Source organism: Paraburkholderia sp. (assembly GCF_024281035.1).
Lineage (GTDB): Bacteria > Pseudomonadota > Gammaproteobacteria > Burkholderiales > Burkholderiaceae > Paraburkholderia.
In genome coordinates, this window is the sequence record NZ_JAMXLH010000029.1 from 179107 (window position 1) to 192271 (window position 13165).

A 13165-nucleotide genomic window follows, 5' to 3' on the forward strand; every position below is an offset into this window, starting at 1 on the left:
CCGTGCACATTAGCGTTATCGATCAAAGAAACTGCTGATCAACGCCACATCACTACTCGCCAGCAGCGCTCGTTTTAACGGCAGCATCGTCGGACGACTTCGCCGCATCCGCCGCCACGGGCGGGCTACCCATGGCCTGGAACAGCGCGGCCGTATCGGAGAGACGCGAGCCGCGATAGCGGATCTCGTCGAGCCGCGCGTTGCGCCATTGCTGCTCGCTTTGCCGTACTGCGTACCAGGGCACGGCACCGAGCCGGTAGCGCGCATTCGTCTCCTCGTACACGCCCTCGGACGAGCGTGCGGACAGGCTCGCTGAATCGAGCGCCTGCGCGTCGTGTTCGAGCGCCGCGAGTTGGTCGGCGACGTTCTGGAATGCTGCGAGCACGGTCTGCCGGTACGACGCGTTGGCCGCGTCGTACGTCTGTAGCGCCGCGCGCCGTTGCGCGAGGAGTGCGCCGCCGTGGAAGATCGGCTGCGAGAGCGAGGCGCCGATGGTCCATAGCGCGCCTGCGCCGGAAGTCAGCATCGGCCACGAAAATCCGGCCTGGCCGAGTGCAGCCGATAGCGTGATGCTCGGAAACATCTGCGCCGTGGCCGCGCCAACATCGGCGGCGGCGGCCTTTAGCGCCGCGTCGGCGGCTTCGATGTCGGGCCGCGATTTCAACAGTTCCGATGGCACCACCACGGGCACCTGCGGCGGCAGCGTGAGGCTCGCGAGATCGAGATCGGGCGGCGCCGCATCGGGCGTGCGGCCGAGCAGCACCGCGAGCGCGTGCCGCGTCGTGCTCAATTGCTGGCGCAGAACCGGCAGATTGGTCGAGAGTGCCGCCGCATTCTGTTGCGCACTCAACAGGTCCGTATGCGAGACCGCGCCGAGCGCATAGCGCTTCGCCACATCGTCGGCCTGCGCGTTGGCGAGCGCGACGAGCCGCTCGGTCGTATCGATTTCCGCGTGAAGCGTGGCGGCCCCAATCGCCGCGGCCACGATGTTGGCTGCGAGCGCGCGCCGCACAGCGTCGAACTGAAACAACTGCATGTCGACGCGCGCCGTGAGCGCCAGGTTATTGAGCCGTGTCGCGCCGAACAGATCGAATGTGTATCGCACCTGGACGAGACCGGCAAAGATGTCGTACTGCAGCTTGTCGACGCCCAGTTGCGGCACGCCCGGCGTGCGCTGGCGCTGTGCGATGCCAAGCGCGTCGACGGTCGGCAGCATCGAACTGCCGATCTGGCCGCGCAACTGTTGGCGCGCGGCCTGCAAGCTGTGATCGGCGGCGGCAAGGTTCGGACTGTTGCGCAGACCCTCGTCGACGAGCGCATCAAGTGCGTCGGAACCGTACAGCGTCCACCATTGCGGCACGGGTTTCGCGCCCACCACGAACTGCTGCGCGACACCTTGAGCGGCGACAGTTTGCGCCGGTTGAGGCTGTGCGCCGTAGTGCGCCGGTTGCGGCATCGCGGGCGCTTGTCCGCCCGGGCCCCAGGCGCAGCCTGTGAGTCCAATTGCGAAAGCGAGCGCGGCAGCGGCTGCGCAAGCGCCGCAGCAGGGCACGGACGCATTGCGTGCGCGCAAAATCATCGTGTTCGCGGACCGTTTCATGATGCATTCTCCGCGTGGCGGCCATCGCCGCCGGGTTCGTCGGTCTCGCTGCTGCGCACGCGGAACGCGGTGGCGTAGAGCGCGGGCAGATAGAAGAGCGTGAGCACGGTCGCACTCGTGATGCCGCCCATCAGGGCCGTCGCCATCGGGCCGAAGAAGTTCGAGCGCAAGAGCGGAATCAGCGCGAGCACGGCTGCGGCAGCAGTCAGCGTGATCGGCCTGAAGCGCCGCACGGTGGCGCCGACGATGGCGTCGTAACGCTTGCGTCCGTTGCGGATATCCGTTTCGATCTGGTCCACGAGGATCACCGAATTGCGCATGATGATGCCGAACATCGCAATCACGCCGAGCATGGCGACGAAGCCGAACGGCTGTCGAAACAGCATCAGCGCGATGACGACGCCGATCAGGCCGAGCGGCGCGGTCAGCACCACCATCATCACGCGCGCGAAGCTCTGCAACTGGATCATGAGCAGCGTGAGCACGGCAATCACGAGGATCGGCAACTGTACGTTGATCGACGCCTGGCCTTTCGCACTTTCTTCGACCGAGCCGCCGACCTCGATGCGATAGCCGGTCGGCAGCGTGGCGCGGATCGTCTGCAATCGGCTCAGGACGTTGTTCGTGACGTCGATGCCCTGGGCGCCCGCCTTCACGTCGGATTGCACCGTGATGGTGGGCTGCCGGTCGCGCGACCAGATCACGCCGTATTCGAGGTCGTTGACGAGGTGGCCGAGCGAGCCGAGCGGCACGGGTCCGTTGGGCGTCGGCATCGCCATCGTGAGCAGGTGTGCGGGATCGACGCGCTCGGCTGCGGGCGCGCGCAGATCGACGCTGATGAGCTTGTCGCGCTCGCGGTACTGCGTGACGGTGTAGCCCGAAAGCGTCATCTGCAGGAAATTCGCGACGTCCTCCGAGGACACATTCAACTGGCGCGCCCGCTGCTGGTCGATCTCGAAGCGAAGCGAGCGTTCGGCGGGTTCGTCCCAGTCGAAGTTGACGTTGTCGGTGCGCGGATCGTCGCGCATCGTGGCGGCGACACGGTCCGCGATGCCGCGCACGACGGCGATGTCATTGCCGCTGACGCGAAACTGCACCGGATAACCAACGGGCGGCCCATTCTCCAGCCGCGAGAGGCGCGTGCGAATCGCGGGGAAGTCGTTGCGCAGCTTTCCTTGCAGCCAGGTCGCGAGTTTTTCGCGGTCTTCCACCGATTTCGCCGTGATCACGAACTGCGCGAAGTTCGGTACCTGCAATTGCTGGTCGAGCGGGAGATAGAAGCGCGGCGCGCCGGTGCCGACAAAGGTGATCGAATGGTCGATTTCAGGGCGGCTCTTCAGTGCGGCTTCGATCCGTTTCGCCTCGCGCAGCGTGGCGTCGAACGAGGCGCCTTCGGGCAGGCGCACGTCGACGAGCAGTTCCGGCCGATCCGAACTCGGGAAAAACTGCTGCGGCACGAGCGTGAAGCCGGCGAGCGCTATCAGGAAGAGCACGATGGTGATGCCCAGCACGACCAGTTTTCTCTCGACGCACCGGCCGATCCAGCGCTGGAAGCGGCGATAAAAGCGCGTGTCGTAAATGTCGTGTTCGTGGCCATCGGGTTCGTGCGGCGCGCGCTGACGCTCGGGCAGCAGGCGGTAGCCAAGCAGCGGAATCAGCACGACTGCCGCGAACCACGATGCGATCAGTGCGATTGCGGAGACTTGGAAGATCGAACGTGTGTACTCGCCGGTGCTCGACCGCGCGAGGACGATCGGCAAGAAACCGGCGACCGTGACGAGCGTGCCGGTCAGCATCGGAAACGCGGTGCTCGTGTAGGCGTATGCGGCGGCGCTGGTGCGGTTCCAGCCCTGCGCGAGCTTCACGGCCATCATCTCGACGGAGATGATTGCGTCGTCCACGAGCAGGCCGAGCGCGAGCACCAGCGTGCCGAGCGAAACCTTGTGCAGGCCGATGCCGAACAGATACATGACGAGCGACGTGACGGCGAGCACGATCGGAATCGTGATGACGACAACCGTGCCCGTGCGCACGCCGAGCGAAACAAGGCTCACGAGCAGCACGATGCCGATGGCTTCGGCGACGGCCTCGATGAAGTCGTCGACCGAGCGCGAAACCGCCTTCGGCATGCTCGATACCTCGACGAGACGCAAACCCGCGGGCAGCTGGGCGCGCAGTTGCGCGACGCGTACGTCGAGCGCGCGGCCAAGCCGGATCACGTCGCCGTCCGGTTGCATGGTGAGGCCGATGCCGAGCACGGATTTGCCTTCGTAGCGCATCTGCGTGACGGTCGGCTCGTCGTAGCCGCGCCGGATCGTGGCGATGTCGCCCAGGCGAAAGCTGCGGCCGTTTACGCGGATCAGCGTATCGGCGAGCGCCTTGACGTCCTTGAACTGGCCGCTGGGGCGCACGAACACGCGATCGTCGGCGGTGGTCAGCGTGCCCGCCGCCGAAACGCTGTTCTGCGCGCCGATAATCTGCCCGATCTGCGTGGGCGAGATGCCGAGGCGCGTCAGTTGCGTATTGGAAATCTCGACGTAGATGTGCTGGTTCGGATCGCCGAAATAATCGACCTTGCCGACGTCGGGTACGCGCAGCAATTCTTCGCGCAGGTTGTCGGCGTAGTCGTGCAACTGGGCTGGCGAGAAACCGTCACCCTCCAGCGCGTAGATGTTGGTGTAGACGTCGCCGAATTCGTCGTTGAAGAACGGGCCCTGCACGCCGGGCGGCAGGTACGCGGCGATGTCGCCCACTTTTTTGCGCACCTGGTACCAGGTTTCTTTCACCTCGCTCACCGGCGCGGAGTCCTTCATCGTGAAGAACACGAGCGATTCGCCCGGGCGCGAGTAGCTGCGCAGGAAGTCGATGTGCGGCGTTTCCTGAAGCTTGCGGCCGATGCGGCTCGTCACCTGGTCCTCGACCTGGCGCGCCGTAGCGCCTGGCCAGAAGGTCTGGATCACCATCACGCGGAACGTGAAAGGCGGATCTTCGGACTGCGAAAGGCGCGTATAGGAGAGGGCGCCGAAGATCGTCGCGAGCGCGATGACGAAGACGACCAGCGCCTGATGCCGCAGCGCCCACGCAGACAGGTTGAAGCGCCCCTCTTCGTGAGGCGTGCTCATGACGCGAAGTCCTCGGAATGAAGCGGCGGAACCGGGCGCACTTTCTGGCCCGTGGTAACCGTGTGGACGCCTTGCAGGACGATCTGGTCGTTGTCGTCGAGGCCGCTCGTCACGGTGATCGTGCTGGCGTCGTAGCGCGAGATCGTTACGCGGCGCAATTGCAGCACGTTGTCGGGCTTGTGCACGATCCAGATGGCGGGCGCGTTGCCGTCATGAAAGAGGGCGGTGGCGGGAATCGTGAATGCGCCCGCGGCGCCTGCGTGCTTTGCCGCGAGCACGACGTTCGCGCTCATGCCGAGGCGGACGGCGGCGTCCGGCTCGTCGAGTGTGAGCTTCACGCGCCAGGTGCGGCTTTGCGGATCGGCTGCCGCAGCAATCTCGCGCACGCGCGCCGTATAGCGCTTGCCCGGCAGCGCGGGCAGATTCACCTGTGCGTGCTCGCCGATGCTCACGCCGGCGACGGTGTTCTCCGGCAGGTCGCAGAACACGTCGATATCGCCCGACCACGCCAGTTGATAGACGGGTTGGCCCGCCTGCACGTTCTGGCCGGTATCGGCGTTTTCGGCGGTGATGATGCCCGCGTGATCGGCGACGAGCTGCGTATAGCGGCGCTGGTTCTCGGCGAGCGCGAGCTGTTGCTGCGCCTGATCGCGCTGCGCGGTGGCCGAAGCGTACGCGTCCTGCGTCTGTTCGAGCTGCACTTTCGCGATGAGGTTGGCCTCGGCCTGCGCCGTGTCGCGTTCGAGCTGCTGTTTGGCGAACCCATAGCGATGCTGTGCTGCCTCGCGTTGCGCGGCGGCGCTCGCGGCGTTCTTGTCGTAGTCGGCTGGATCGAGGCGCGCGAGGATTTGACCGGGCTTGACGGTGTCGCCGAGGCGCACGCTGCGCTCGACGATCTTGCCGTTCACGCGAAACGAGAGCGGCGTCGAATACCGCGCTTCGACTTCGCCGGGGTACGTGGCCGGTGCGCCGTCCTGGTCGGGGCGCACGGTCATCGAGACGACCGGCCGCGGTTCGGGCGGCGCGGCGGTTTGCTTGCCGCATGCGCCAAGCGCAGCGGCGCCGCATAAAGAGAGGAGACCGGCGAGGCGGCGCCATTCTATGCCGCGCGATGACCGACTGGACTGCCTGCGCATCCTGCTCGATGCGCCACGACCGCAACGATTCACATGGACCTCGACTTGCTGGACCGCACACACGCGCAAGCGCGCGGCGGTGTGCGCTGCGCATGCCATGACACGGCACCGCAGGAACGGACTCGCGCCGAAGCACGTAGCGCATCGGCTGCAGATGATGAACTGGATTCTAATACAAGGTTGTATCTGAGTGCGCGAATGAATTCGAAGAATGGTTCGGTGCTAGACTCTCGCCATGACTCGCATCCGACTGACCCGCGAACAGAGCCGTGACCAGACGCGCGAGCGCCTGCTCGATGCCGCGCACACCATTTTCATGACCAAAGGCTTCGTGGGGGCGAGCGTCGAAGACATCGCGCTTGCCGCGGGATACACGCGAGGAGCGTTCTACTCGAACTTCGCCAGCAAGGCCGAGCTGCTCGTCGAGCTGCTGCGCCGCGACCACGAGACGATGCAGGCCGATCTGCGCGCGATCTTCGAAACCGAAACCACGCGTGAGGACATGGAAGCGCGCGTGATCGCCTACTACAGCCGCATGGCGCAGGACAACAAGGGTGTTCTGCTGTGGGCCGAGGCGAAGCTGCTGGCTGCACGCGACGCGCGCTTTCGCACGCGCTTTAACGCGTTCATGAAGGAAAAACGCGACCAGCTGGCCGCGTATATCGAGGAGTTTTCGGCGCGCGCCGGCACGCCCATACCGCTTGCGCCCGACCGGCTCGTGATCGGCCTGATCGGACTGTGCGACGGTGTGCAGTTTCTCGCCACGGCCGATCCGCAGCACGTCACGCCGTCCGTCGTCGAAGAAGTGCTGGCCCGATTTTTTGCGCGTGTGGTGTTCGGGCGCGACGTCTGAACCGCGCGTCCGAACCGTGCGCTTGAACTGTGCAGGCAGCGGACTTACGAACCGAGTCCAGGGCCGTAGTTGCTGCCGATCAGCCGCGTGACTGAAGCGACATCCAAATAGTCCTGCTCGGGCATCCCGTCCAGTATCCCCACCACTTCATTGCTGGCGCCCGCATTGCGTGCGGCGGCCACGAGATCGTCCTTGTTGGCCGGCCAGCGCACCTCGCGCAGCACGTCGGCGAATTGCAGATCGATGGGTTCGTCGGGAATGCGGGAGGCGGGCATGCGGAGTGTCCTTTGCGCGGCGTGCGCTCAGTGGGCTCAGTGCGCTCAGTGCGATGTGTCAGGTGGAGTGTGGCGCACGACGAGCATACAGAATCCATGCCGAACGCCGCCGCTGCGTGTGCCTGCGTGGCGTTCTGCGTGTGCGTTATGTTTCACGTCTGCTGGTGTAGTTCCGGGCTCAATACCTGATCGAGGCGCCGCGACTTCGGCAGGCTCAGGTATTCCCAATGCTCGTGGCCGCGGCTCACGGCAACCGGGACATTGGGAGCGGGCGGGGCGACCGGAGCGTCGTCCCGGTGGAACTGCATTCCTGCACTCGTTTGTTCAACCGGAGCTTCTTGCGCCGTACGCACAGGCGCGGCGAAGCACGATGCCGAGAGGAGAACGCTGGTCATCAGTGTCGAGGCTTTCATCGCTCGACCTCCTTTCCATGCAGCCTGCAGGCTGCAGCAAACGCTATGCCGCACCCCGAAGCGGCACACTTGTCAGCCCGCTATCCGGAAATTGCGACAGTTCCATCATGGCAGGAAATGCGGCAATGCGTCTCGAACGTGCGTGCTTTTTGATGCGGCTCAGACGCCGGGGCGCAGGACCTCGAAGCGGGTCCAGGGCCACGACGGCCGGTCGCGCATGTAACCGTTCAGCCAGTTCCACTGCGGATGACGCTGCATGAACGCCTGCGCGTCGAACGCTCGCCCGCACGGATGGCCCCAGCGTGCCCAGAACGCGAGATCGCGGGCCATTTCGCTATCCACGACCTTGCCGTCGTTCGCGCCCCACGGATTGAACGGTCCGTGATCGGAGCCGGCAAAGCGCGCGTCGTCGAGTTCGAGATGGCCGCAGATCGTGCGCGAGCACGGGTTGTCGTCGCGGTCGAGATAGACGTCGTGATGGTCGGCGATCATCTCTTTCGCCAGTTCGATGTCGATCTTGCCGTGGTGCCGCTCGGCAAGCTGCATGAAGCGCAGCCGCCGCGCGCCGTTGTGGCGCACGTCCGTGAAATCGTCGCCTTCTCCGACGCATTCCTGATTGCGGATCTTGAGGTCGCTCGCGGCGTTGAAGCCGCTGAAAAAACCGTCTTTCGTGATTTCGAAGCCCGCGTGCTGCAGCCCGAGCTCGTAGCGCGCGATTTCGCCCGTCTTGGTGTCGCCGAGCAGCCAGCTGTTCGCGTACCCGCCGTTGTTCGCCATCGCGAACATCTCGCACCATTCGCCGATACTCGACGCGTATTGCGTCGCGCGCCGCGAGCGGTAGAACTCGGGCGCGCCGCTCGCGCGGTAGCCGACGAAGTTGGAGATGGTCGTCTCCGTGACCATCAGCCCGGCCGAGGTGATCCAGAAATCGGTGAGGCTGGAAATGCAGCCGGGCAGGCCCTGCATGAGAATGCGGTGACCCGATTCGGGGACGATGTCGAACACCACGTTGAACGCGTCGCCTGCCGCGTAGCGGTCCCACGAGTTGTGCGCCATGACGATGCGGCCGTCGCGCGTCGCGCTGCCGGTCGCGATAAAGGCGCTGCAGTGATGGCCGCGCCGCCCGCGCCACGGCTTCACGTGTTGCTGCGGTTGCTGCGCCGCCGCATGCGTCGGCCACCAGCCCTGCAGCAAATCCATATAGCCGTTCCAGGCGAGCACCTCGGCGAACGACAGCTTTGCGCCGTCCGCGATGCCCTGGATTTCGTCGGCGAATTCGTGGTCGATCCGCGGCGCGAACTGCGTGACGGCGGCGTTCACGAAGGTCTCGAAGTCCTCGCCGGTGTCCCATTTCGCGAGATAGCGCGCCGTGCGGATCGCGTTGCGGATCTCGTTGCTGAGCAACTGGCCGTGCTGCTCGCCGCGGTCATACGGTTCGCCTTCGAGGTGCACGAAGATCCAGCCCGCGTGATCGCGTCGTACGGCATCGAGAGACGGTTCGCTCATCTTCGCTCCGGTTTGCATCCTTTCGGCCGATTTTGCCGATCGGCGCCGGCCCGGTTCGCGAACCCCGCAAACACGCCGGGGCAGCGCAAGGCTGCTTTCCATTGTAGAAAATCCAGTGCGCTTTAACAGGTGGTGCGTGGCGAGCCCGGTGCGTGAGGAGCCACTGAGCATGCGGCTCTCCGGGCGATGGAAGTGCGCGCACGAGGCGCGCGGCACCGCTTGCGCGACAGCTTCAGCGTTCGGGATTGAGCCGCTGATACGCGTCGAGGAGCGAGGTCTTGTAGACGACGCCGCTGAGCGTCGGTTGTTGCACGCTCTCGATGACAGGCAGGCGCTCGCCGCGGAACGCCATGAAATGCTGGAGGCCCGCTGCGAGCGACATGTCCGGCGTGAGCGCGTTAAAGGGCATCTGCACGTAGTCGGAAGCGCGCTTTTGCGATGTATCGCGTTTCTGCAGCAGATCCGAGGTGATATCGGCGAGCGCGACCGCGCCGAGGAAGTGCCCCGACGCGTCGATGACGTAGAGATACTTCACCGGATATTCGAGGAACACGCGCGTCATGTCGGAGACGGTTGCGTCGGCTTGCACGACGGTGTCGGCCGGGCGGATCAGCGCGCGCATCTGCGTGGCGCGCAGGCGTGTGCGTTCTTCCACCTCGCGATTGCGGTGTAGCGTGATTTCGTACATCGACGACTTGCCCGTCGCGCGCGCGACGAAATACGCGACCACGCACGAGAGCATGAGCGGCAGCACGGCCTGGTAGCTGAGCGTCATCTCGAAAATCATGAGAATCGCCATCAGCGGGGCCTGGGTCGCACCCGCCAGGAATGCGCCCATGCCGACCATCGCGTAGGCGTACGGCTCCGAGGTGCCGTGCGGAAACAACGTGTGCATGCCCTGGCCGAAGAGACTGCCGAACACGGCGCCCATGAAGAGCGTCGGTGTGAAGACGCCGCCTACGGCGCCCGAGCCGATTGTCGCCGTCGTGGCGATGAGCTTGAACACGAGCACGGTGGCGAGCGCGGTCCACGTCCAGGGCGAGTGGAGGATCGAATTGACGACGCTGTAACCGTTGCCCCAGATCTCGGGCGTCCACACCGAGATGACGCCGCACACGAGGCCGCCCAGCGCGAATTTCACCGGCAGCGGCAGGTTCAGGCGCGCGACGCGCGACTTCGTGCCGTCGAGCAGGGCGAGGAACTGTGGCGCAAGTGCACCGCACAGGAGGCCGAGCACGACGAAGAGCACGACTTCGATGCCCGAGATGGCCGGAAACGGCGGCATTTCGTACGGCGGCTTGTAGCCCGCGAACTCGCGCATCGTGATGTTCGCGACGACCGAGGAGACGACGATCGGCCCGAAGCTCTCCATCACGATCGATCCGAGCACGATCTCGGTGACGAAGAAGGCGCCCGCAATCGGCGCGTTATAGGCCGACGTGATACCGGCCGCCGCGCCGCACGCGACGAGCAGGCGCAGGCGCTGCGGATCGAAGTGGACCCAGCGGCCGATCAGCGAGGCAGCGAGCGCCGCGAGCTGCACCATCGGCCCTTCGCGGCCGATCGAGCCGCCGCTCGCAATCGTGAAGAGCGACGACGCACCGCGCCAAAGGCTTTTGCCGACCGGCATCACGCCGTCGCCGATTGCGACGGCTTCCACATAATCGGTGTGAACGGTGCGCGCGTCGTCACCAGGCGCCTTGCGTTTGGCGGGCATCAGCAGGCAGCCCGCGATGAAACCGCCCGCGGCGGGCAACCAGATGCGGGTCTGCCACGGCAGATGCTTCGCCATTTCGACGAGACTGCCGGACGTGCCGGAGAACAGGCGCTGCAACAGCGCAATGCCTTCGCGAAAGATCACGGTCGCGAACGCGCCAGCGACGCCGACGATGACCGACCAGACGAGCATCGTGTGCGCGTCGGAGAGTCGGAACAGGTTGCGGGCGCGGGTGCGCAGTTTCAGCAGGAATGACAGCACGGCGGAGAGGATGCGAGTGTAAGTGTGAGGAATCGGCGCCGAGCGCAAGCATAGCATTGCGCCCGGCAGGGGAATGGCGTCATGCGGCGCTGCGCATGGCCGCCGGCAGCAGTGGTTGACGCCCGTCGGGCGCCAGCCGGACGGCGGGCGCGGGCGTGACTGGCGCACGTCGCTAATGCGTCGCGTGGTCGAGTTCCGGGTAGTGCCGGAAGATGCCCGTTTCGTTGAACGGCAGGCGGCGCGGCGAAGCGAGATACGCGGCGATGTTCGGGCGCGCGGCCACGGCGTCGTGCAGTGCGCAGACGTGCGGATAGCGCTCGGCGAGATGCTTCGTCGCTTTCGGGAACGCGTAGCGCAGCCCTTCGACGATCTGGAAGATCGACAGGTCGACATACGTGAGCGCGTCGCCGACCATGTGCTGCGCGCCGGACGGATTCTGCGCGAGCACGCGCTCGAAGTAGCCGAGAAACTTCGGCATGCGATGCGCGAGGAAGTCGGCGGCGCGCGCCTTCGCTTCGTGTTTCTGGTCCTCGTAGTAGAGGCCGCTCGCGATCGGGTGATGCGTGTCGTGCACTTCGGTGACGAGATCGACGATCGTCATCTGCAGGCCATTGGCCACGTAGCGCAGACCTTCGTCGCGCGGCGCGAGCGAAAGCTTCGGTCCGAGATAGAACAGAATGTTCGCGGTCTGCGGGATCAGCAGATCGCCGTCCTTGAGGAACGGCGGCGCGAAGGGCGGATACGCGCCCGTGCGGCTGTCGAGCTCGGCGATCATCGCGCCGATGCCGTGCCCCGCCGATTTCTCGCCCCGCGCCACATCCACATAGTCCGCCTGCGCTTCCTCCAGTGCGAGCCGCACGAATTCGCCGCGGCCCTGCAGGCCATCCCAGTAATACAGTTCGTATGCCATCGGTTGCCCCTTTGCCATGACGCCTGCCCGTGAGACGGGCCGCACGGCACAGTATCGCGCGCAACCGGCGCCGTTGTTCGACGGATGCCGCACGCCCGATCAGCACACGCGGCACGGCGCAAGCCGAAACGCAAAAAGCCCCGCACGCGGCGGGGCGAGCCGCTGGCATTGCCAGCGGGCCGGGGGAAGATCGAGATCGGGGTGGCAATCCGGGTGGCATGCTGCCAGCGCGTCTGCCGTCAGGCGAACAGGCGTTCCACGGCCCAGGTAATCGCGAGACCGCCGCCGATCAGCCATGCGTAGACGACGAGCCCCGTGGTCAGCGCGCGCGGACCGGCCTGGCGGACCTGCGAAATACGCGTCTCGATACCGAGGGCGGTCATCGCCATCGTGAGCGCGAAGGTGTCGAGCGTGTTGACGGTCTGCGTCGCAGCCTCAGGCAGCATGTGCAGCGAGTTCACGATTACGAACGCGAGGAAGCCGAGCGCAAACCACGGCACCGCGATCTTGCGCGCGCCCCGCGCCGCGTGCGCCGCGCCGTTGCTGTGGCCGTGGCCGTGGCCGTGCGCCTGACGACGATTGAGCCACACGCCGAGCACGAGCAGCACCGGCACGAGCAGCATCACGCGGGTCATCTTGACGATGGTGGCGATATGCGTGGCTTCCGGGCTCACATTGCTTGCCGCGCCCACGACCTGCGCGACTTCGTGGATCGTGCCGCCGAAGTAGAGCCCGGCCCCGAGCGTGTCGAGATGGAGCCAGCCCGCGCGGTAGAGCACCGGATAGAGGAACATGGAGAGCGTGCCGAACAGCACGACACTGCCGACGGCCATGGCGCTCTTGTGAGGCTTCGATTGCAGCGTCGATTCGAAGGCGAGCACGGCGGCTGCGCCGCAGATCGCGCCGCCTGCGGCCGTGAGCATGGCCGTGTCGCGGTCGAGCTTCATGAGCTTCATGCCGGCCCAGGTGCCGATCAACAGCGTGCTCACGACGATTGCGGCAGATTCGACGAGCCCCGGCAGGCCGACCTGGGCGATCTCCTGAAGGCTCACGCGCAGCCCGAAAAACGCAACCGCGATGCGCAGCAGCTTGCGCGCGCAGAAGTTGACGCCAGCGGCCCAGCTTTCGGGCATTCCGTCGCGCAGGACGTTGCCGTAGACCGCTCCGGCGACGATGCCGACGATCAGCGGGCTCAGGCCCAGCCCGGCGATGGCAGGCAACGCGGCGAGGCGCGTGACGGCCGCCGCAAGCAGAGAAACGAACAGGACGCCGTTGAGCAGACCGCGTGTGGGGGACGGCTGATGCGCAAGAGTCGTTGAAGGGGAGGCGGACATGGCGATTCGGGAATCGGGTAGCGAACGAATGCGCTTAT

General features: G+C 65.7%; 10 protein-coding genes. 1 reads left to right on the plus strand and 9 read right to left on the minus strand.

The annotated features are described in order from the left end of the window. Window positions 1-52 precede the first annotated feature (52 nt). From Q0L30_RS09880 to Q0L30_RS09890, 3 genes are read right to left on the minus strand one after another with little or no spacing between them, the layout of a single operon-like run. Window positions 53-1600 (minus strand): efflux transporter outer membrane subunit, encoded by a 1548-nt coding sequence (locus Q0L30_RS09880; RefSeq protein WP_296654435.1) that lies wholly within the window; start codon window positions 1598-1600, stop codon window positions 53-55. Then, window positions 1597-4722, minus strand: coding sequence for an efflux RND transporter permease subunit (locus Q0L30_RS09885; protein ID WP_296654438.1), 3126 nt, complete (start codon window positions 4720-4722; stop codon window positions 1597-1599). The genes Q0L30_RS09880 and Q0L30_RS09885 overlap by 4 nt, the downstream gene beginning before the upstream one ends. Beyond that, a complete protein-coding gene (locus Q0L30_RS09890) occupies window positions 4719-5858 on the minus strand; it encodes an efflux RND transporter periplasmic adaptor subunit (RefSeq protein ID WP_296654439.1) in 1140 nt (379 codons plus the stop codon). Before Q0L30_RS09890 ends, Q0L30_RS09885 begins: the two co-directional genes overlap by 4 nt. 235 nt (window positions 5859-6093) lie before the next feature. Here Q0L30_RS09890 and Q0L30_RS09895 point away from each other — a divergent pair, with 235 nt between their 5' ends. Beyond that, complete coding sequence (locus tag Q0L30_RS09895; protein WP_296654441.1) at window positions 6094-6711, plus strand: TetR/AcrR family transcriptional regulator; 618 nt, start codon at window positions 6094-6096, stop codon at window positions 6709-6711. A gap of 44 nt (window positions 6712-6755) precedes the next feature. Here the strand turns inward: Q0L30_RS09895 and Q0L30_RS09900 are convergent, their stop codons facing one another. The 6 genes from Q0L30_RS09900 to Q0L30_RS09925 form a co-directional block, all read right to left on the minus strand. Next, entirely contained in the window at window positions 6756-6986 is a 231-nt protein-coding gene (locus Q0L30_RS09900; RefSeq protein WP_296654442.1) for a DUF2795 domain-containing protein, read from the minus strand. Window positions 6987-7138: 152 nt separating this feature from the next. Beyond that, window positions 7139-7294 carry a hypothetical protein gene (locus tag Q0L30_RS09905; RefSeq protein ID WP_296654444.1) on the minus strand — a complete coding sequence of 52 codons (156 nt, stop codon included), beginning with the start codon at window positions 7292-7294 and terminating at the stop codon, window positions 7139-7141. A gap of 264 nt (window positions 7295-7558) precedes the next feature. Further along, complete coding sequence (locus Q0L30_RS09910; RefSeq protein WP_296654446.1) at window positions 7559-8905, minus strand: C45 family peptidase; 1347 nt, start codon at window positions 8903-8905, stop codon at window positions 7559-7561. A gap of 232 nt (window positions 8906-9137) precedes the next feature. Continuing rightward, window positions 9138-10883 carry a ClcB-like voltage-gated chloride channel protein gene (locus Q0L30_RS09915; RefSeq protein ID WP_296654448.1) on the minus strand — a complete coding sequence of 582 codons (1746 nt, stop codon included), beginning with the start codon at window positions 10881-10883 and terminating at the stop codon, window positions 9138-9140. A 172-nt stretch (window positions 10884-11055) separates the two neighbouring features. Further along, window positions 11056-11793, minus strand: a complete 738-nt coding sequence (locus tag Q0L30_RS09920) for a glutathione S-transferase (protein ID WP_296654449.1) — start codon at window positions 11791-11793, stop codon at window positions 11056-11058. 239 nt (window positions 11794-12032) lie between these two features. Next, entirely contained in the window at window positions 12033-13127 is a 1095-nt protein-coding gene (locus tag Q0L30_RS09925) for a putative sulfate exporter family transporter (protein WP_296654451.1), read from the minus strand. Between the last annotated feature and the right edge of the window lie 38 nt (window positions 13128-13165).

What these genes read in the sequence shown, in the direction of transcription:
- Q0L30_RS09880 (WP_296654435.1), bottom strand. Translation starts at nt 1,600, where the DNA reads ATGAAACGGTCCGCGAACACGATGATTTTGCGCGCACGCAATGCGTCC.
- Q0L30_RS09885 (WP_296654438.1), bottom strand. Translation starts at nt 4,722, where the DNA reads ATGAGCACGCCTCACGAAGAGGGGCGCTTCAACCTGTCTGCGTGGGCG.
- Q0L30_RS09890 (WP_296654439.1), bottom strand. Translation starts at nt 5,858, where the DNA reads ATGCGCAGGCAGTCCAGTCGGTCATCGCGCGGCATAGAATGGCGCCGC.
- Q0L30_RS09895 (WP_296654441.1), top strand. Translation starts at nt 6,094, where the DNA reads ATGACTCGCATCCGACTGACCCGCGAACAGAGCCGTGACCAGACGCGC.
- Q0L30_RS09900 (WP_296654442.1), bottom strand. Translation starts at nt 6,986, where the DNA reads ATGCCCGCCTCCCGCATTCCCGACGAACCCATCGATCTGCAATTCGCC.
- Q0L30_RS09905 (WP_296654444.1), bottom strand. Translation starts at nt 7,294, where the DNA reads ATGCAGTTCCACCGGGACGACGCTCCGGTCGCCCCGCCCGCTCCCAAT.
- Q0L30_RS09910 (WP_296654446.1), bottom strand. Translation starts at nt 8,905, where the DNA reads ATGAGCGAACCGTCTCTCGATGCCGTACGACGCGATCACGCGGGCTGG.
- Q0L30_RS09920 (WP_296654449.1), bottom strand. Translation starts at nt 11,793, where the DNA reads ATGGCATACGAACTGTATTACTGGGATGGCCTGCAGGGCCGCGGCGAA.
- Q0L30_RS09925 (WP_296654451.1), bottom strand. Translation starts at nt 13,127, where the DNA reads ATGTCCGCCTCCCCTTCAACGACTCTTGCGCATCAGCCGTCCCCCACA.